Origin of the sequence: Mesorhizobium sp. M1A.T.Ca.IN.004.03.1.1 (genome assembly GCF_003997555.1) — a bacterium.
Classification (GTDB): domain Bacteria; phylum Pseudomonadota; class Alphaproteobacteria; order Rhizobiales; family Rhizobiaceae; genus Mesorhizobium.
Genome location: NZ_RZTV01000005.1, coordinates 510169 through 529317 on the forward strand (window position 1 = coordinate 510169; position 19149 = coordinate 529317).

Here is a 19149-nt window from a genome sequence, read left to right on the forward strand (position 1 = left end):
CGTGGATCCCCTCGTTTCCAGCGATTACTCGGGCCTATGCCGCCAGCAGCGACTTCAGCTTGACCGATTGCGAGCCGAGCGCCTCAGGCGCGGGCGTCGCCCGCTTCGCGATCAGCATCTCGGCCAACCGTATGTCGCGCGCCACCGCATTGCCGGGCCCGATGCCGCTGGCGGCGACCAGCCTGCCGTCCTCGGCCAGGTGGAACAGAATGAAGGCGCCGTCGTAGAGGTCGCGCCGTACGGTCGAGCGGCCTTCGTCCGAAAGCCCGGCGATCTGCAGCGTGAGCCCATATTGATCCGACCAGAACCACGGCACCGCGGCATGCGCCTCGTTGGCGCCCAGCATGTTCTTCGCGGCGAGCGCGCCCTGCTCCTGCGCGTTGCGCCAGGCTTCCAGCCGCACGCGCCGGCCGCCATAGACGGCGAGCGGGAACGAGCAGCAGTCGCCGGCGGCAAAAACATCCGGATCCGCGGTGCAAAGGTTCTCATCGACGGCGATACCATTGTCGATCGCAAGTCCTGCTTCGGCAGCGAGCGCCGTCACCGGCACCGCGCCGATGCCGATCACGGCAAGATCGGCGACGATGTCCTGCCTGTCGGCAAGCGTGATGCGAACTTGCGTGCCGTCATCGGCAATCGCCGTGATGCCTTGGCCGGTAAGCACCTTCACGCCTTCGGCCTGATGCGCCTTATGAATGATTTCCGCGACCTCGGCCGGCACGCCGCGCATCAGGATGCGCGGCTGCGCCTCGAGCACCGTGACCTTTGCGCCTAGCTTGCGCGCCGAAGCGGCAAGCTCGAGGCCGATGAAACCGCCGCCGATGATGGCGACGCGGTTCTCCGGCTTGAGATGGGCGCGGATCGCGAGCGCGTCGTTGAAGGTCCTGAGATAAACGCAGCGGCCGCCCAGACCAGGCATCGGCAGCTTGCGCGGCACGGACCCGGTCGCGAGCAGCAGCTTGCCATAGCCAAGCGAAGAGCCGTCGGAGAGGCGCACGAGATGCGCGGCGCGGTCGATAGCGACGGCCCGAACGGAATGGATGTGGCGGATCGAGTGTTCGGCCAGAAGCTCGTCGCTGGCGATCGCCTTGATGAGGGGCGCCTCGCTGGTCATCGCCTCCTTCGACAGCGGCGGCCGTTCATAGGGCAGATGCGGCTCGTCGCCGACCAGCGTCACCGGCCCTTCATGACCAAGGTCGCGCAGGGTAAGCGCGGCACGACCGCCGCACTCGCCGGCGCCGATGATGACCATTCCTCCCGCCATGCCGTCACCCAAGCTGAATGAAGACTTTGCCGGCGTCGACCTTGACCGGATAGGTCTTGAGATTGACGCAGACCGGCGCCCCGCGCGCGTCGCCGGTCTTGTAGTTGAAGCGGCCATTGTGTTTTGGACACTCGATGATGTCGTCCATCACCAGCCCATCGGCCAGATGCACTTTCTCATGCGAGCACAGGCCGTCGGTCGCGTAATACTCGTCCTCCGGGCTGCGATAGATGGCGTAGGTGCGGCCGGCATGATCGAACCGCATTACGTCCTCCTCGTCGATGTCTCCGGCCGCGCAGGCCTCGACCCAGTCGCTCATGTCGTCCTCCGGCGAAATTCTTCGTTGTCGGTTGTGTCGGATCCGGTCACTCGGCCGCGGCCGCTACCGGATTGTCGTTGTGCAGCTCTTCCCGGTAGGGCTTTGCCGTCGGCGGCAGCTCGCGCTTGAGGAAGTAGTCCTCGTTGCGCAGCTGGCGCAGGAAGGCCGGGATCATCTCGCGGTAGCCGGCCAGGATCGACGGCGTCGGCGCGGGCAAATCGTGCTTGATCAGCTCATGCAGCTTGGGCAGCGCGTGGTAGGGCACCATCGGGAACATGTGGTGCTCCACATGGTAGTTCATGTTCCAGTAGATGAACCGGCTGATCGGGTTCATGTAGACGGTGCGGCTGTTCAGCCGATGGTCGATGACATTGTCGGCCAGCCCGCCATGCTGCAGCAGCCCGGTCATGACGTGATGCCAGGCGCCGTAGAGGCGGGGCAGGCCGACGAGCATCAGCGGCAGCCATGAATGCAGATAGAGCGCCAGCGCGATGGTCGCGACATAGATGGCGAGCCAAATACGGGCGATGCGGATGGCCTTGGGCTGCTCCTGTTCCGGGATGAAGGTCTGTTCTGCGGCGCTGATGACGCCGGCGGCATTGCGCACCATGTCGGTCATCGCATGCCAGGCATCGAGCATGCCGAAAAAATTCAGCACAACGCGCAAAAGGTCCGGCGGTCGCATGACGGCGATCTCCGGGTCGCGGCCGACGATGATGGTGTCGGTGTGGTGGCGTGTATGGCTCCAGCGCCAGGTCACCGGATTGCGCATGATCATGAAGCAGGCGAGCTGGTAGACCGCATCGTTCATCCATTGGGTGCGGAAGGCCGTGCCGTGACCGCATTCGTGCCAGCGGGAGTCGGTCGAGGAACCGTACAGCGTGCCATAGACAAAGAAGAACGGCACGCACCACCAGCTGCCCCAGAACCAAGCGCCGCCCGCGCCACTGAGGAACAGCGCACCGAGCCAGATGATGGTGTCTCGGATAGCGGGCTGGTCGGAGCGCTGCATCAGCTCCTTCATCTGCTTGCGCGGGATCTCGGTGTGGTACCACTGGGCCGCCGAAAGACCGTTCTCGATCGCGCGCTTGGCGTCGCGGCCGGTCAGGCTGTAGTCGCGTCCGGACGGCGCCGGAGACGTGATTGCCGTCATTGCGGGGTCCTCCATCAGCACCTGGCGAATGGCCCTCGGCAATGCCGCGCCTCGCCCATGGCTGGCTTCGACTTCACCATAGCGCCAAGTCATGATAGCCTCAATGTCTCAAAGATAGATTCTATCATTTTCTATCAGATTGGGCTAATCTGAGTCGGGCAAGCGATGGAGCACTCATGGCAAAGCGGCCGACAATCACCGATCTCGCGCGCGTTTCAGGCTTCAGCGTCGCCACGGTCGACCGGGTGTTGAACAATCGCCTGCCGGTGCGCGAGGAGACGGCGCGTCGCGTCTACGAGGCGGCGACCGACATCGGCTATCACGCCGCTGGCCTGATCAGGCAGCGCATGCGCCAGGAGTTGCCCGAATATCGTCTCGGCTTCCTGCTGCTGCGCGGCAATGACGTTTTCTACGGCGATTTCGCGCGCGAGCTGGAGCTTGCCGTCTCGCAATCGCAACGTTTCCGGGGCACTGCGACGATCGACTTCGCCGCTTCGCTGGCGCCCGATGAGATCGCCGCCCAGATGCGCAAGCTGGCGGCGAAATCCAGGGCCATCGCCGTGGTCGGTCCGGACCATCCCACCCTGACGGCGGTGGTCGAGGCGCTGAAGGCGCGAGGGCAGCCGGTCTTTTCGCTGCTCTCCGACTTCGCCGCCGGCATCCGTGAAGGCTATGTCGGGCTCGACAACCGCAAGGTCGGACGCACCGCGGCCTGGATGATCGCCAAGGCCGCCAGCAAGCCAGGCAAGGTCGCGCTTTTCGTCGGCAGCCACCGTTTTCATGGTCACGAGCTGCGCGAGATCGGCTTCCGCTCCTATTTTCGCGAGCATGCGCCGGATTTCACTGTGATGGAGACGCTGGTCAACCTGGAGGCCAACCAGGTGACGCATGATGCGATGCTCGAGCTTCTGGCTCGGCATCCCGACCTTGCCGGCTGCTACGTCGCCGGCGGCGGCATGGAGGGCGCGGTCGCGGCGTTGAGGGCGGCGAAGCCGGCGCATATGCCGGTGGTCGTCTGCAACGAGATCAATGCGGAGTCGCGCGCGGCACTTGCCGACAACATCCTGACCATGGTGATCTCGACCCCGCTGGCGGCGCTCTGCCGCGAGCTTGTCGGGCTGATGGCGCATGCCATCGAGACCGGCGCCGCCAATGCGCCCGGCCAGACTTTTCTCCCCTTCGACATCTATCTGCCGGAAAACATCTAAGCCGCCTTCCGTCGGAATGATGTGATCCATCAGGCTGATGGAATTCTTTCGCGCCGTGAAATTGCCCGGAAGTCCGCCGCAGAACGTTTGCATGCCCGGCCGCGAGGGCGCTGCACGCTTGTCTTCATCGAAAAACCGGCACGCCCATTTCGAATCTCCCTTGACGGCTGTAAGCGAAATGGAATAAATATTTCACCAACTGGGTATTTTGGTTCTTTCGTTCCGGAACATCTGTTTCAAACAGAGGACCAGGCGTTCCATTATGCGAGGAAAACGCCGCCGGAAGGGCCATGGGAGAGATTCCCCGGTAACATCGGGGATTCCGGTTCAATCGGTGCAGCCGGACACCAAGTGGAGGAGAAACTAAAATGAAGAAACTGCTTTTGGGCGTCGCGCTTTCGGCGCTGATGTGTTCGTCCGCCTTCGCCGCCAAGATCGGCGTCTCGATGGCTCTTTTCGACGACAATTTCCTGACGGTGCTGCGCAACGGCATGATCGCCCAGGCCAAGGGCATGGACGGCGTCGAACTGCAGGTCGAGGACGCGCAGAACGACGTGGCCAAGCAGCTCGACCAGATCAAGAACTTCGCCGCTTCGGGCGTCGACGCGATCATCGTCAACCCGGTCGACACTTCGGCCACCCAGGCGATGTCGGATGCGGCGGCCGCGGCCAAGATCCCGCTGGTCTATGTCAACCGCGAGCCGGTCAATGTCGACAAGCTGCCCGACAACCAGGCTTTCGTCGCGTCCAATGAGGCCGAGTCCGGCACGCTCGAGACCAAGGAAATCTGCCGGCTGTTCAAGGAAGCCGGCAAGAAGGAAGCCAATGTCTATGTGATCATGGGCGAGCTATCCAATCAGGCGGCGGTGCAGCGCACTAAGGATATCGATGAAGTGATTGCCACGCCGGACTGCAACTTCATCAAAATCATCGACAAGCAGACCTCGAACTGGAAGCGTGACGAAGCGCAGAACCTGATGACCAACTGGCTGTCGTCCGGCAAGCCGTTCGACGGCGTCATCGCCAACAATGACGAAAGCGCCATCGGCGCCATCCAGGCGATGAAGGCCGCCAATATCGACATGAAGTCGGTCGTGGTCGGCGGCGTCGACGCAACCCAGGACGCGCTGGCCGCGATGCAGGCGGGCGATCTCGACGTCACGGTCTTCCAGGACGCGGCGGGCCAGGGCGCGGGCGCGCTCGATGCGGCGCTGAAGCTCGCCAAGGGCGAGAAGGTGGAGCGCAAGGTCTACATCCCCTTCCAGCTCGTGACGCCGGCGAACATCGACAAGTTCCTGAAGAAGAACTGAGGTCGCGCCAACGCAATTCCAGGAAGTTTTCCGTACGGACTTGCGTGAGGACAAACCCTGGAGCGGCGCTCCGACGCATCGAGTTGGCTGAAATCGGCTGCAGACAGAGCAGCGTCGCTCCCTTCCTTCTCCCGCCCGACCGGGCGGGAGAGCGGGCGCGGTCATTCGGAGGAAGAAGACGTGTCACAGACATCGCATGGCATTGGCGGGCTGAGCTATGACGCCAAAAAGCGCCCCTGGCCTGCCGAGTTCAACGTGTTTCTGGCGCTGGTCATCCTGGTCGGCGCATTCGAGCTGATCGGCCGCGTCTTCCTCGGCGACAGCTTCCTCTTCAACACCCGCGATAACGTCGATGCTATTTTCAACGAGCAGCGGCTGCAGATCATCATCCTGCAGGTGTCGATCGTCGGCATCATCGCCATCGGCGTCACGCAGGTGATCATCTGCGGCGGCATCGACCTGTCCTCGGGCTCGATCGTCGGCGCCACCGCCATGATCGCCATGAGTTTCGCGCAGGTTGCGACCGTCAACGGCAATCCCAACCCGAAGGCGATGTTCATTGACTACGGATGGACCGACCTGGCGGTCATCGTGCCGCTGCTGGTCGCGATCGGCTGCGGGCTGATTGCCGGCCTGATCAACGGCGCCCTGATCGCCTACACCCGCATTCCGCCGTTCATCGCCACGCTCGGCATGATGGTCACGGCGCGCGGCATCGCCAAATGGTGGTCGAAGGGCCAACCGATCTCGTTCCCGACCGACAGCTTCGCGGCCATCGGCAAGGGGCTGATGCCGGTCATCATCTTCATTTCACTGGCGATCCTGTTCCAGCTCATCCTGAGCTACACCCGATACGGCAAGCATTGTTACGCCATTGGCTCCAACGAGGACGCCGCGCGCATGTCCGGCATCAAGATCGCCAACCACAAGGTGCTGGTCTATGTGATTGCCGGCATCCTCGCCTCGATCGCCGCGGTGGTGCTCTCCTCCAAGAACCTCACTGCCCAGGCCGGCATGGGCGTGATGTACGAGCTCGACGCCATCGCCATGGCGGTCATCGGCGGCGTCTCGCTCTCGGGCGGCCGCGGGTCTATCATAGGCACGGTGATCGGCTCGCTGATCTTCGGCGTCATCATCTCCGGCTTCACCTTCCTGCGCCTCGACGCCTACTACCAGGAGATGGTCAAGGGCGTGATCATCGTCGGCGCAGTCGTTCTCGATCAATGGCGCCAGCGCCGCCGGGCGATAGGAGCTTGACCATGTCCGATATCGTTCTGAAGACCGAAAACCTCACCAAGCATTATGGCGGCGTTCACGCGCTGCAGGAGGCGAATTTCGAGCTGCGCAAGGGCGAGCATGTCGCCATCATGGGCGACAACGGCGCCGGCAAGTCGACCTTCGTGCGCCAGATCACCGGCGTCGAGCAGCGCACCGACGGCAAGATCTGGTTCGACGGCAAGGAAGTGAACTTCGCCGGCCCGATCGAGGCGCGCGAGGCCGGCATCGAGACCGTGTTCCAGAACCTGGCTCTGGCCGACGACCTCGACGTGCCGTCGAACCTCTTCCTCGGCCGGGAGAAGGTGCTTTTCAACCTCGGCCCCTTCTCGATTCTCGACCGCAAGGCGATGCGCAGGGCGACGGAAGCGGCGCTGATCCGCACCGCGGTGAAGATCCCGAACCTTTCCAGCACCATCCGCCACATGTCGGGCGGCCAGCGCCAATGCGTGGCGATCGCCAGGACCGCAACCTTCGCCTCCAAGCTGATCATCATGGACGAGCCGACCGCAGCGCTTGGCGTGCAGGAAACGGCGCAGGTCGAAAACATCATCCGCACGCTGAAGGAGAACGGCGAGCCGCTGATCCTGATCAGCCACAACATGCGCCAGGTCTTCGACCTGGTCGACCGCATCGTCGTCTTCCGGCGCGGCCGCATCGTCGCCAATTTGCGCAAGCAGGACACCGACGGCAACGACATCGTCGCTTACATCACCGGCGCCAAGACCGGGCAGGCGGAGCTTCAGGCCGCCTGACCAGGCGCCACGACGGGACCAGACCAAATCGTCCGCGCCGGCCGGCGCGGACACGTTTTAGAGCCACCCTCAAAGGACATTCCATGACTCTCCGCTTCGCTCTTCTCGGCGCCGGCCGTATCGGCAAGGTGCATGCCCGCGCCGTAGCCTCAAACCCGCAGGCCAAGCTGGTGGCCGTGGCGGACGCCTTCGAGAAAGCGGCGACGGAGCTTGCCTCCGCCTATGGGGCCGAGGTGTGCAGCATCGACGCCATCGAGCAGGCCAAGGACATCGACGCCGTCATCATCTGCACGCCGACCGACACTCACGCCGACCTCATCGAGCGCTTCGCCAGGGCCGGCAAGGCGATCTTCTGCGAGAAGCCGATCGACCTCGACGTCAAGCGCGTCGAGCAGTGCCTGGCCGTGGTCGACAAGGCCGGCGCTACGCTGATGGTCGGCTTCAACCGCCGCTTCGACCCGCATTTCGCCGCCGTCCGCAAGGCGATCGACGACGGCGCCATCGGCGATGTCGAGATGGTCACCATCACCTCGCGTGATCCGGGCGCGCCGCCGCTCGACTACATCGCGCGATCCGGCGGCATTTTTCGCGACATGACCATCCATGATTTCGACATGGCGCGCTTCCTGCTCGGCGAAGAGCCGGTTGCCGTCAGCGCGCACGCCTCGGTGCTGGTCGACAAGAAGATCGGCGAAGCGGGCGATTTCGACTCCGTCAGCGTCATTCTGGAAACCGCGTCCGGCAAGCAGGCCGTCATCTCCAACTCGCGCCGCGCCACCTATGGCTACGACCAGCGCATCGAGGCGCACGGCTCGAAGGGCATGGTTGCGGCCGAGAATCAGCGGCCGGTGTCGATCGAACTCGCCAACGACAAGGGCTACACGCGCCCGCCGCTGCACGATTTCTTCATGACCCGCTACATCGACGCCTACGCCAACGAGATCGCTTCCTTCATCGCCGCCGCGACTGCCGGCAAGAAGGCGGCGCCGAGCGGCAAGGACGGGCTGGTCGCCTTGAAGCTGGCTGATGCCGCCTTGGAGTCTGCCAAGACAGGCAAGACCGTCCGCGTCGCCTGAAGGTTTGAAACTCGATTACAGGAGCCAGAGCGATGAACGGTCTAGCCGGTCGCAATTCAGAAACGCGCGCCATCGTCACCGGCGGCGCGCAGGGCATCGGCTTCGCCGTGGCGGAAGCCTTGGCCGACGAGGGTTGCCGCGCGCTGGCGCTGGTCGGCCGCTCGCAGGACAAAGGTGACAAGGCGGTCGCAGCGCTCAAGATGAACGGTGTCGATGCCATCTTCATCAGCGCCGATGTCGCCAAGGTCGCCGACTGCAAGCGCGCCGTCGCAACGGCGCTCGCGCATTTCGGCACTTTGAACGCGCTGGTCAACGCCGCCGCCACTTCGGCCCGCGGCTCGTTGGTCGAGACATCGGAAGAGCTTTTCGACCAGATCTTCGACACCAATGTGCGCGGCCCCTTTTTCCTGATGCAAGGCCTCGTCGCGCATCTCCTGGAGCGCAGGGTGCCGGGCTCGATCGTCAACGTGCTGTCGATGTCGGCGCATGCCGGCCAGTCCTTCCTGACGCCCTATTCGACCAGCAAGGGCGCGCTGATGACGCTGACCAAGAATGTCGCCAGCTCCTACCGGAAAAACCGCATCCGCTGCAACGCGGTGCTGCCCGGCTGGATGGATACCGAGGGCGAGGCGATCGTGCAGAAGAAGTGGCACGATGCGCCGGACGACTGGCTGGAAAAGGCCGAGGCCGCGCAGCCGATGGGCCAGTTGGTCAAGCCGGCGCAGCTTGCCCGGCTGATCACCTATATGCTCAGCCCGCAGGCCGGCGTCATGACCGGCTCGCTGGTCGATTATGATCAAAACATAGCTGGCGTGATCGGGGAGTAGTGACACGAGTAGCCTTACGCCAGAAGCCGGCCAGCTATGGGTGGAGATGTGATCAGCCTCGTGCGCCCAAAGGTACGCGGCCCCTGAGAGCCCCTGTTGCCGCAGCATCGCTATTCCGGTATAGTCAAGATGGTCAGAGTAGTCATGAGATTGAGATGCTGCCCGGACCGAAAGAAGATACGAGCTGGACGGTCGCTGGGGCAAAGGCCCGGCTCTCGGAGGTAATAGATCGGGCGCAATCTTCGCCTCAGACGATCACCCGTAACGGCAAACCAAGCGTTGTCGTCGTGTCCGCAGAGGAATGGCGGCGGAAGACCGCCCGCAAAGGAACGCTTGCGGAGTTCCTCCTGGAGTCGCCGCTGCGCGGCGCCGATCTCGACCTTGAGCGTCAACCCGACGAACCGCGTGATCAGCCGCTTTGAGGCTTCTGCTCGATACCAATGTCCTGTCAGAGGTGACGAGGCCGGCGCCGGATGTAGGCGTTCTAAAGTGGCTGGACGGGCTTGATGAGGATCGATCATTCATCAGCGTCGTGTCGATCGCCGAGATCCGGCGCGGCGTTTCCCTCATGGATGAGGGCCGCAAACGAGAGGCACTGGCCGAATGGCTCGCTCGAGATTTGCCGCAGCGCTTCGAGCAAAGGGTTTTGCCGGTGGACGAAGCCGTTGCCTTGGCCTGGGGCGACCTGATGGGCATTGCCAAGCGCCGCGGTCACGGTCTGTCGTCGATGGACGGTCTGATCGCCGCCACCGCGATTGCGAAGCAGCTCACCTTGGCAACGCGTAATTCGAAGGATTTCGAAGGCTTTGCAATCGAACTTTTCGATCCATGGTCTGCATGAACCGTGAACCGCTGCATGATGCTCTATTTTTCCCGAGGCCACGGAGCACGGCGCAAACCAAGCAAATGCTTAGCTTCATGAGGACGTGACAAGCGCCGCGGCATCGACTATATGAGCCGCATGATCCACCTGACCGCCTCGTTTTGGTACTTTAGCTACGGTAGCTCGCTGGCGGCGGGAGGATTGCGCTCGATCTGAAGATTGCAGCATCTAATCCGAAAAGCCGCCAGACCTGGCGGCTTTTTCGTTTCAGCCGGCAGGTCTCCTAACCAGGAGCAGAAAGCCGTGTTGACCACCACAGACGACCTACGGGTCAAGGAACTCAAAGTCCTGAGCACGCCGGACGACGTGATGCGCGAGATACCGCGCTCGCTCACGGCGACGCGCACCGTTGCCGCCTCGCGCAACGCCATCCATTCCATCCTGACCGGGGCCGACGATCGACTGGTCGTCATCGTCGGCCCTTGTTCCATCCACGATCCGGTCGCCGCCGTGGACTACGCCAGCCGTCTGGCGGCGCTGCGCGAGGCCCTGGCCGACCGGCTCGAGATCGTCATGCGCGTCTATTTCGAGAAGCCGCGCACCACGGTCGGCTGGAAGGGCCTGATCAACGATCCCGATCTCGACGGCAGCTTCAACATCGACAAAGGCTTGCGGATGGCGCGCAACGTGCTTTCCGCCGTCAACAATCTCGGCCTGCCGGCGGCGACGGAATTCCTCGACATGACGACGCCGCAATACATCGCCGACCTCGTCGCCTGGGGCGCCATCGGCGCGCGCACGACCGAAAGCCAGATCCACCGCGAGCTGGCGTCGGGCCTCTCTTGCCCGGTCGGTTTCAAGAACGGCACCGACGGCAATCTGAGAATCGCCGGCGAGGCGGTGAAGTCCGCCGCCCAGCCGCATCATTTCATGGCGGTGACCAAGGGCGGCCGCAGCGCGATCGCGGCGACGACCGGCAACGAAGACTGCCATGTCATTCTGCGTGGCGGCGTGGCGCCGAACTACGACGCGGCAAGCGTCGACGCGGCCGCCGCGGAGCTCGGCCGCATCGGCATCGCGCCGCGCCTGATGATCGATGTCAGCCACGCCAACAGCGGCAAGAAGCCGGAGAACCAGCCGAAAGTCGCGCACGACGTGGCGGGCCAGGTCGCAGCGGGCGACGAGCGCATCATCGGAGTCATGATCGAGAGCAATCTCGTCGCCGGCCGTCAGGACGTCGTGCCCAGCAAGCAGCTCACCTACGGCCAGAGCATCACCGACGGCTGCATCGATTGGGCGACCACCGAAACGGTGCTGCACGGACTTGCCGGCGCCGTCGAGTGGCGCCGGTCGGTGAAGCGCGAACTGCTCGCCACCCGTCAGGGCGCCGCCTGACAACCCTGGCGAGGGCGGCGTTCACGCCGCCCTCAGCCCTTCCCATGCGGTGAATACCGAGACCGCGAATAGAAGCAGCCCGGCCGCACGGCCGGCAATGACCGTTGCCCGCGGATTGCCGACCAGAAGCGCCCGGCTGCGCCCGGCGGTGATGGCGAGGCCGCCGTAGATTCCTGCTTGTGTGACGACAGTCAGCAGTCCCATGATGGTCGCCTGCATCCAGATCGGACCGTAAACCGGCTTCAGGAACTGCGGATAGACGGCAAGGATAAACAGATAGGCCTTGGGGTTGATCAGGCAGGTGACCAATCCCTGGCGAAAGGCTTTCCAGGCGGAGCGGCTGCCGGCGGGCCCGTCATCGCTGATGGTGATCGAGCTGCGCATCAGCGAAATTCCGATATAGGCCATATAAGCGGCGCCGGCGATCAGCAGCGGTTTGAACAGGACCGGCACGAAATGAATCAGCAGCCCGACGCCGATCGCCCCGTTCAACGTATGCACTACGCCGCCGAGCATAATGCCGCCGGTCGCCGCCAGCCCCCTGTCGCGCCCCCCGGTCAGCGCATTGGCCAGCACGAACAGCATGTCCATGCCTGGAACGGCGATGATGCCGAACAGCAGGATGAAGAATAGCCAGAGATTTTCCGTGTAACTCATGTCAGTTGCCTGTCGCAGCGCCCGCCAAGGACGCTGAGGAATCTGTTGATTTTCAAACCGATGCGCGGCCCTATAGGTCGTCCCAACTGACGGGGGTGTGTCAGTTGCGTTACGATCGAGTGGAAAAATGCGCAAGGCCTCGCGTCTGTTCGAAATTATCCAGATCCTGCGGCTGGCCAAGAAGCCGGTGACCGCGGCGACGATTGCCGAGCAACTGGAAGTGACGGTGCGCTCCGTCTATCGCGACATCGCAGCCCTGCAGGCGATGCGCGTGCCGATCGAGGGCGGGCGCGGCATCGGCTATATCCTGCGCCCCGGCTTCGACCTGCCGCCGCTGATGTTTTCGATCGAGGAGATGGAGGCGATCGTGCTGTCGCTGGCGCTGCTGGAACGCACCGGCGATGACGAGCTCAAGCAGGCGGCAAAGCGCGTCGGCGCCAAGATCTCCGGCGCGGTGCCGCCGCCCTTGCGCCAGACGCTCGACGCCAACGCACTTCATGCCTGGGGTTTTGCGCCTGCGGCCGCGGCGGTCGATCTGGCTCTGGTGCGCCGCGCCATCCGCGACGAGGAGAAGCTCGACCTTGCCTACCGCGACGAAGCCGGCCGCGACACACAGCGTATCGTCCGTCCGATCGCGCTGATCTACTACGCCGAGACCGCCAACATCGTCGCTTGGTGCGAACTGCGCCAGGCCATCCGCAATTTCCGCAGCGACCGCATCGAGGATTGCCAGCCGACCGGCCTATGGTTCAAAGGCGAAGGCGATCAACTGCGGCAGGTTTGGGTGGACGGCTGGGAGATCAATGCAGCAGCCGCCGCCGGCACCTGAAGGGGAGCCAGCTCACCTCACATCCACCCAGCGCTGTTCCTGGAACGAACGCGCCATCGCATGCACGGTCCGCTCGATCTCCAGCCCCTCGTCGAAGTCGATGGTCCGCGCCGGCTTGCCGGCGATCCGCATCAAAAGCTCGCGGCATTCGATGATCTTAAGGTCGTTGAAGCCGAGGCCGTGGCCGGGCGCCGGCACGAAGGAATCGTAGGGCTTGTGGTGCGGCGCCAGCAGGATCGTGCGGTAGCCCTGCTCGGTCGGCCGGTCGGCGGTCAGATAAAGTTGGAACTCGTTCATTCGCTCCTGGTCGTAGAGGATCGAGCCTTTCGAGCCGAAGATCTGGAGGGCGATACGGCCCTTGCGGCCCCAGGCCGAGCGGTTGACCAGCAGCGTACCGGCGACACCGTTCTCCAGATGCATCAGAACACTGGCGATATCGTAGGTCTCGACCGCACGGCGGCCGCCGGAGGCGACGCGCCGGTCGGCATAGGGTTTCGCCATGTCGCACATGACGCGAGCGACGCGGCCGAACAGCACTTTGATCAGCGACAGCGGATGCACCGCGAAATCGTCGAGCGCGCCATAACCGGAAGCCGCCTCATGCTTCCAGAAGAACAGCGCCTCGGGATCGGCCATGAAATCTTCGTCCATCTCGATGCGCACGAGATTGACATCGCCGATGATCTTTTCCTCAAGCAGCGCGCCGATGTGGCGGATGGCCGGGTTCTGAATGTAGTTGTAGCCGAGCACGGCAGCCTTGCCGGATTTGGTCGCTGCCTTTGCCATCGCCTCGGCCTCGGCAAAACTCGGTGCCATCGGCTTCTCGCACCACAGGTGCTTGCCGGCGTCGAGGATGGCGATCGCCATTTCCGGATGGAACTGGTTGGGCGTGGTCAGCGACACGACATCGACCTCCGGATCGTTGACGACGGCACGCCAGTCGCCCGAGCCTCGAGTGAAGCCGAACTCGGCCGCTTTGCGCTTTGCAAGCTCGTCATTGACCTCACCCAGATGCACCAGCCTCGCCTTCTCGACATCGGGAAAGACGGTGCCGACCGCGTTCCAGGCAATGGCGTGGCACTTGCCCATGAAGCCCGTGCCGATGAGGCCCACTCCGACCATGTCGATTGTCTCCGCTGAAGGGGAAGAATTCGCATGGATGAATTAATCCATTTCAGCCGAGAATGGAACGTCCAAATCATTTTTTATGGTGTTCTTGCGCGAAACCGCTATGATGAGGCAGGAGAGGGAACACCAGCATGGCCGTGGGCGGAGCGACGATGGACGGACGGGTGCCTCGCGATTTCGAGACCTTGCGCACGACGATCCTGGAGCGGCGCACCAGTCTGCCCAAGCGCATCGCGCAGATCGCCGCCTATGCGCTGGACAATCCCGACGACATCGCCTTCGGCACGGCGGCGAGTATCGCGGCTTCCGCCGGCGTCCAGCCCTCGACGCTGATCCGCTTCGCCCAGCAGCTCGGCTTCGACGGTTTCACCAGCCTGCAGCAGGTGTTTCGCGAGCGGCTGCGCGAACGCAATTCGTCTTATGACGAGCGGCTGGCGGCGCTGCGCGCCAAGGCCGAGGAAGGCGCCGGACACCGGGCGATCTTCGACGGCTTCGTGGCTGCCGCCAGCACCTCGCTCAGCGACATTTCGCGCGCGCTGAACGATGTGCATTTCGAACAGGCGATCACGCTGCTGGCAAAGGCCGAGACGATCTATGTGCTGGCCAAGCGCCGCTCCTATCCGGTCGCCTCCTACATCGCCTACGCGCTTGGCAAGCTCAAGATCCGCAACCAACTGATCGAGTCGGCCGCGGGCTTGAATGCCGAGATGATCGGCTTCGCCACGCCGCGCGACGCCGTCATCGCCATCAGCTTCTCGCCTTACGCGCCTGCGACCATCGAGGAGACGCGCTCGATGGCCGAGCAGGGCGTGCCCATCGTCGCCATCACCGACAGCTCGTTCTCGCCGCTCGCCCAATTCGCCAAGGTCTGGTTCGAGGTGGCCGAATCCGATTTCGGCGGCTTCCGCTCTTTGTCGGCAACGATGGCGCTTGCCATGGCGCTGACCGTTGCCGTCGGCGAAAAGCGGCGCGACGCCGGCCGCAAGCGCAAGGCCTGAGCGGCCCCGAACGGGCGTTTTTCCATCAGGGAACACTCATTCCATATTGACTATAGATTGGAATTATTATTTCATATTGACGGTGTCACGCCGCCGTTCGCGCGTGCTGCCCAAAACGACGCTGCTCTGCACAACAAAGCCGATGGGAGGTTCGAATGGGCGAAGCCGTGGAAGCGAAATATCCGCCGCTCGACGTCATCACGATCGGCCGCGCCTCTGTCGATCTCTACGGCCAGCAGATCGGCTCGCGTCTGGAGGACATAACCTCCTTCGCCAAGTCGGTCGGCGGCTGCCCGGCCAATATCTCCGTCGGCACGGCAAGGCTCGGCCTGCGCTCGGCGCTGCTCACTCGCGTCGGCGACGAGCAGATGGGCCGTTTCATCCGCGAGCAGCTCAGGCGTGAGGGCGTCTCGGTCGACGGCCTGAAGACCGACAAGGAACGGCTGACGGCGCTGGTGCTGCTTTCCGTCGAGGACGAAGGCGTCTCGCCGATGATTTTTTATCGTTCGGATTGCGCCGATATGGCGCTCGCCGAAGAGGACATCGACGAGGCTTTCATCGCCTCGGCGCGCGCCGTGGTCGTCACCGGCACCCATTTCTCGCGTCCCAACTCGGATGCCGCACAGCGCAAGGCGATCCGTTTGATGAAGGCCAAGGGCGGCAAGGTCGTGTTCGACATCGACTACCGCCCGAACCTCTGGGGGCTCGCCGGCCATGCAGAGGGCTTCGAGCGCTACGTCAAGTCGGACCGGGTCTCGGCGCAGCTGAAGACGGTGCTGCCCGATTGCGACCTCATCGTCGGCACCGAGGAGGAAATCATGATCGCCTCCGGCGCCGACGATTGTTTGAGCGCGCTTAAGACGATCCGCACGCTGTCGGCCGCTACCATCGTGCTCAAGCGCGGTGCCAAAGGCTGCATCGTCTATGACGGGCCGATCAGCGACGACCTCGAGGACGGCGTCGTCGGCGAGGGCTTCCCGATCGAGATCTACAACGTGCTCGGCGCCGGCGACGCCTTCATGTCGGGCTTCCTGCGCGGCTGGCTCGGCGGCGAAAGCTTTGCCACGGCGGCGACCTGGGCCAATGCCTGCGGCGCCTTCGCCGTGTCGCGCCTGCTGTGCGCGCCGGAATATCCGACCTTCGAGGAGCTGCAGTTTTTTCTGAAGCACGGCAGCAAGCATCTGGCGCTGCGCAAGGACGAGGCAATCAACCACATCCATTGGGCGACGACGCGGCGGCGCGACATCCCTTCGCTGATGGCGCTCGCTTGCGACCACCGCGTCCAGCTGGAAGATGTCGCCGCCAGGGTCGGTGCAGATGTCTCGCGCATCCCCGACTTCAAGGTGCTCACCGTCAAGGCGGCGGCCAAGGTCGCCGCCGGTCGCGACGGCTACGGCATGCTGATCGATGAGAAATACGGCCGCGATGCCATGTTCGAGTTCGCCCGCCATCCCTTTGCCTGGCTCGGTCGGCCGGTCGAATTGCCCGGATCGCGGCCGCTGCGCTTCGAATTCTCGCAGGACGTCGGCTCGCAGCTCACCGAATGGCCGGTCGACCATTGCATCAAGTGCCTCTGCTTCTATCATCCGGATGATCCGGAGGCGCTGAAGACAGAGCAGCAGCAAAAACTGCGAGCCCTGTTCGAGGCGGCGCGGAAAGTCGGCAGGGAACTGCTCGTCGAGATCATCGCCGGCAAGCACGGCACGCTCGACGACACCACCATTCCGCGCGCCCTTGAAGAACTCTATGCGCTGGGCATCAAGCCCGACTGGTGGAAGCTCGAGCCGCAAGCCTCGGCAGGGGCCTGGGCCAGGATAGAGCAGGTGATCGTCAAGAATGATCCGTGGTGCCGCGGCGTCGTGCTGCTCGGTCTGGAGGCGCCGCAGGACGAGCTGGTCGCCGCCTTTGCCGCCACCGCCAATGCGCCGATCGTCAAGGGATTTGCCGTCGGTCGCACCATCTTTGTCAATGCCGCCGAACAATGGCTGGCCGGCAAGATCTCGGATGACGAGGCTGTCGCCGACATGGCCTCGCGCTTCGAGCAATTGACCGAGGCATGGCTTGCAGCGCGCGGCCGCAAAGCAGCATAAGAAGAACGGGCAGCATATTAGGCGGCACAGGGAAAGCCGGAGGAAACGACAATGACCAACACCGTTCGCCTGACGATGGCGCAGGCGCTGACCCGCTTTCTCAGCCGCCAGATGACCGAGATCGACGGCAAGAAGGTGCCGATCTTCGGCGGCGTCTGGGCGATCTTCGGCCACGGCAATGTCGCCGGCATCGGCGAGGCGCTCTACCAGGTCCGCGACGAGCTGCCGACCTTCCGCGCCCATAACGAGCAGGCGATGGCGCATGCGGCGATTGCTTACGGCAAGGCGAATTTCCGCCGCCGCTTCATGGCCGCGACCACCTCGATCGGCCCCGGCGCGCTCAACATGGTGACGGCTGCGGCGCTCGCCCACGTCAATCGCTTACCGGTGCTGCTGCTTCCCGGCGATGTCTTCGCCAACCGCTTGCCCGACCCGGTGCTGCAGCAGGCCGAAGATTTCTCCGACGGCACGGCGAGCGTCAACGATTGCTTCCGCCCCGTCTCGCGCTATTTCGACCGCATCACGCGGCCGGAGCAGATCATCCCGGCGCTGAACCGCGCCATGCAGGTGCTGACCGATCCGGCCGAATGCGGCCCGGTCACGCTTTCGCTCTGCCAGGACGTGCAGGCGGAGGCCTATGATTATCCGGAAAGCCTGTTTGCCGAGCGCGTCTGGACGCCACGCCGGCTGCGCCCGGATCGCAACGAGCTGGCCGTCGCCGTGGCGGCGCTGAAGAACGCCAAGAAGCCGCTGGTGATCGCCGGCGGCGGCGTCCTCTATTCGCAGGCTTCCGGAGAGCTGGCCAAGCTGGTGCAGGGCGCCGGCATTCCGGTTTGCGAGACCCAAGGCGGCAAATCCTCGCTGCCCGACGATCATCCGCTCAACATGGCGGCCGTCGGCGTCACCGGCACCTCAGCGGCCAACCGGCTGGCGGAAGAGGCCGATGTGGTTCTTGCCGTCGGCACCAGGCTGCAGGACTTCACCACCGGCTCCTGGGCGCTGTTCAAGAATGCCGGCCGCACCATCATCGGGCTCAATACCCAGGTCTTCGATGCCGGCAAGCACTGGGCGCTGCCGCTGGTTGCCGACGCCACCGAAGGGCTCGCCGAGCTTTCCGCCGCGCTGAAGGGCTGGAAGGCGCCGACCGCCTGGACCGACAATGCGCTGAAGGGCAAGACGGAATGGCAGGCTGCCGCCGCCAAGGTGACGGCCTCGACCAACGCCGCCTGTCCCTCCGACGCGCAGGTGATCGGCGCCGTGCAACGCGTGATGGGCTCGGGCGTCACGCTTTTGCATGCCGCCGGCGGGCTGCCCGGCGAATTGCACAAGCTCTGGCAAGCGGGCGCGCCCGGTTCCTATCACGCCGAATACGGCTTCTCGACCATGGGCTACGAGATCGCCGGCGGACTCGGCGTCAAGATGGCGAAACCCGACCAGGAAGTCGTCGTCATGGTCGGCGACGGCTCCTATCTGATGCTCAACTCCGAGATCGCGACGTCGGTGATGCTCGGCCTGAAACTCACCATCGTGTTGCTCGACAATCGCGGCTATGGCTGCATCAACCGGCTGCAGATGGCGACCGGCGGCGCCAGCTTCAACAATCTTTTGAAGGACGCTCGCCACGAGGTGATGCCCGACGTCGACTTCGTCGCCCATGCGGCAAGCCTCGGTGCCGTCGCCGAGAAGGTGGCCTCGATTGCTGAACTCGAGACGGCGCTCGCCAAGGCGAAGGGCCACGACAAGACCACCGTGCTGGTCATCGACACCGATCCGCTGGTGTCGACCGAGGCCGGCGGCCACTGGTGGGATGTTGCCGTGCCGGAAGTCTCGTCGCGGCCGCAGGTGAACGCCGCGCGCAAGGCGTATGACGAGAAAAAGCTCATGCAGAGCTTAGGTGATTGAAGCTGGCGCTGCCCCTCACCCTTGCCCTGCTCCCCGTGAAGGGGGCCGCCACCGCTGAAGCCTGTCCCTTCTCCCCGTCATTTCCAGGGAGAAGGTGCCGGCAGGCGGATGAGGGCAGCGCCGACGAGCGAAAGTTGAAC

Annotated in this window: 18 protein-coding genes; 13 read left to right on the forward strand and 5 right to left on the reverse strand. The window is 64.0% G+C overall.

Going from position 1 to position 19149, the window contains the following annotated elements:
- Positions 1-34 precede the first annotated feature (34 nt).
- From EOD29_RS19635 to EOD29_RS19645, 3 genes are read right to left on the reverse strand one after another with little or no spacing between them, the layout of a single operon-like run.
- Positions 35-1252 (reverse strand): FAD-dependent oxidoreductase, encoded by a 1218-nt coding sequence (locus tag EOD29_RS19635; protein ID WP_245475365.1) that lies wholly within the window; start codon positions 1250-1252, stop codon positions 35-37.
- Positions 1253-1268: 16 nt separating this feature from the next.
- Positions 1269-1583, reverse strand: a complete 315-nt coding sequence (locus EOD29_RS19640; protein WP_127247512.1) for a MocE family 2Fe-2S type ferredoxin — start codon at positions 1581-1583, stop codon at positions 1269-1271.
- Between the two features lie 46 nt (positions 1584-1629).
- Entirely contained in the window at positions 1630-2736 is a 1107-nt protein-coding gene (locus EOD29_RS19645; protein ID WP_127247539.1) for a fatty acid desaturase family protein, read from the reverse strand.
- A 176-nt stretch (positions 2737-2912) separates the two neighbouring features.
- Between EOD29_RS19645 and EOD29_RS19650 the strand changes: the two genes are divergently transcribed.
- From EOD29_RS19650 to EOD29_RS19690, 9 genes are all read left to right on the forward strand, one after another.
- Entirely contained in the window at positions 2913-3944 is a 1032-nt protein-coding gene (locus EOD29_RS19650) for a LacI family DNA-binding transcriptional regulator (protein WP_095799066.1), read from the forward strand.
- A gap of 368 nt (positions 3945-4312) precedes the next feature.
- On the forward strand, positions 4313-5254 hold the full coding sequence (locus EOD29_RS19655; RefSeq protein WP_067323901.1) for a sugar ABC transporter substrate-binding protein: 942 nt from the start codon (positions 4313-4315) through the stop codon (positions 5252-5254).
- A 180-nt stretch (positions 5255-5434) separates the two neighbouring features.
- Positions 5435-6511, forward strand: coding sequence for an ABC transporter permease (locus tag EOD29_RS19660; protein ID WP_127247513.1), 1077 nt, complete (start codon positions 5435-5437; stop codon positions 6509-6511).
- 2 nt (positions 6512-6513) lie between these two features.
- The gene (locus EOD29_RS19665) at positions 6514-7284 is read left to right on the forward strand and encodes an ATP-binding cassette domain-containing protein (protein WP_067003269.1); all 771 of its coding nucleotides are present in this window, start codon (positions 6514-6516) and stop codon (positions 7282-7284) included.
- An 83-nt stretch (positions 7285-7367) separates the two neighbouring features.
- A complete protein-coding gene (gene iolG / locus EOD29_RS19670) occupies positions 7368-8360 on the forward strand; it encodes an inositol 2-dehydrogenase (RefSeq protein WP_127247514.1) in 993 nt (330 codons plus the stop codon).
- Between the two features lie 32 nt (positions 8361-8392).
- Positions 8393-9187 carry an SDR family oxidoreductase gene (locus tag EOD29_RS19675; RefSeq protein WP_127247515.1) on the forward strand — a complete coding sequence of 265 codons (795 nt, stop codon included), beginning with the start codon at positions 8393-8395 and terminating at the stop codon, positions 9185-9187.
- A gap of 155 nt (positions 9188-9342) precedes the next feature.
- Positions 9343-9609 carry a type II toxin-antitoxin system Phd/YefM family antitoxin gene (locus EOD29_RS19680; RefSeq protein ID WP_067323907.1) on the forward strand — a complete coding sequence of 89 codons (267 nt, stop codon included), beginning with the start codon at positions 9343-9345 and terminating at the stop codon, positions 9607-9609.
- Positions 9606-10028, forward strand: a complete 423-nt coding sequence (locus EOD29_RS19685; RefSeq protein WP_067323909.1) for a type II toxin-antitoxin system VapC family toxin — start codon at positions 9606-9608, stop codon at positions 10026-10028. Before EOD29_RS19680 ends, EOD29_RS19685 begins: the two co-directional genes overlap by 4 nt.
- A gap of 285 nt (positions 10029-10313) precedes the next feature.
- Positions 10314-11405 (forward strand): 3-deoxy-7-phosphoheptulonate synthase, encoded by a 1092-nt coding sequence (locus EOD29_RS19690; protein WP_067323911.1) that lies wholly within the window; start codon positions 10314-10316, stop codon positions 11403-11405.
- Between the two features lie 21 nt (positions 11406-11426).
- Here the strand turns inward: EOD29_RS19690 and EOD29_RS19695 are convergent, their stop codons facing one another.
- Positions 11427-12062: a LysE family translocator gene (locus EOD29_RS19695; protein ID WP_127247516.1), complete on the reverse strand. Its 636-nt coding sequence runs from the start codon at positions 12060-12062 to the stop codon at positions 11427-11429.
- A 127-nt stretch (positions 12063-12189) separates the two neighbouring features.
- On the opposite strand from EOD29_RS19695, the gene EOD29_RS19700 reads away from it, so the two are divergent.
- The gene (locus tag EOD29_RS19700; protein WP_067323916.1) at positions 12190-12891 is read left to right on the forward strand and encodes a YafY family protein; all 702 of its coding nucleotides are present in this window, start codon (positions 12190-12192) and stop codon (positions 12889-12891) included.
- Between the two features lie 12 nt (positions 12892-12903).
- Here the strand turns inward: EOD29_RS19700 and EOD29_RS19705 are convergent, their stop codons facing one another.
- Entirely contained in the window at positions 12904-14013 is a 1110-nt protein-coding gene (locus EOD29_RS19705) for a Gfo/Idh/MocA family oxidoreductase (RefSeq protein ID WP_095799073.1), read from the reverse strand.
- 158 nt (positions 14014-14171) lie between these two features.
- Between EOD29_RS19705 and EOD29_RS19710 the strand changes: the two genes are divergently transcribed.
- From EOD29_RS19710 to iolD, 3 genes are all read left to right on the forward strand, one after another.
- Positions 14172-15017 carry a MurR/RpiR family transcriptional regulator gene (locus EOD29_RS19710; RefSeq protein WP_164763794.1) on the forward strand — a complete coding sequence of 282 codons (846 nt, stop codon included), beginning with the start codon at positions 14172-14174 and terminating at the stop codon, positions 15015-15017.
- A gap of 155 nt (positions 15018-15172) precedes the next feature.
- Positions 15173-17107, forward strand: coding sequence for a 5-dehydro-2-deoxygluconokinase (iolC, locus tag EOD29_RS19715; protein ID WP_127247518.1), 1935 nt, complete (start codon positions 15173-15175; stop codon positions 17105-17107).
- 51 nt (positions 17108-17158) lie between these two features.
- Positions 17159-19009 carry a 3D-(3,5/4)-trihydroxycyclohexane-1,2-dione acylhydrolase (decyclizing) gene (gene iolD, locus EOD29_RS19720; protein WP_127247519.1) on the forward strand — a complete coding sequence of 617 codons (1851 nt, stop codon included), beginning with the start codon at positions 17159-17161 and terminating at the stop codon, positions 19007-19009.
- Positions 19010-19149: the final 140 nt, after the last annotated feature.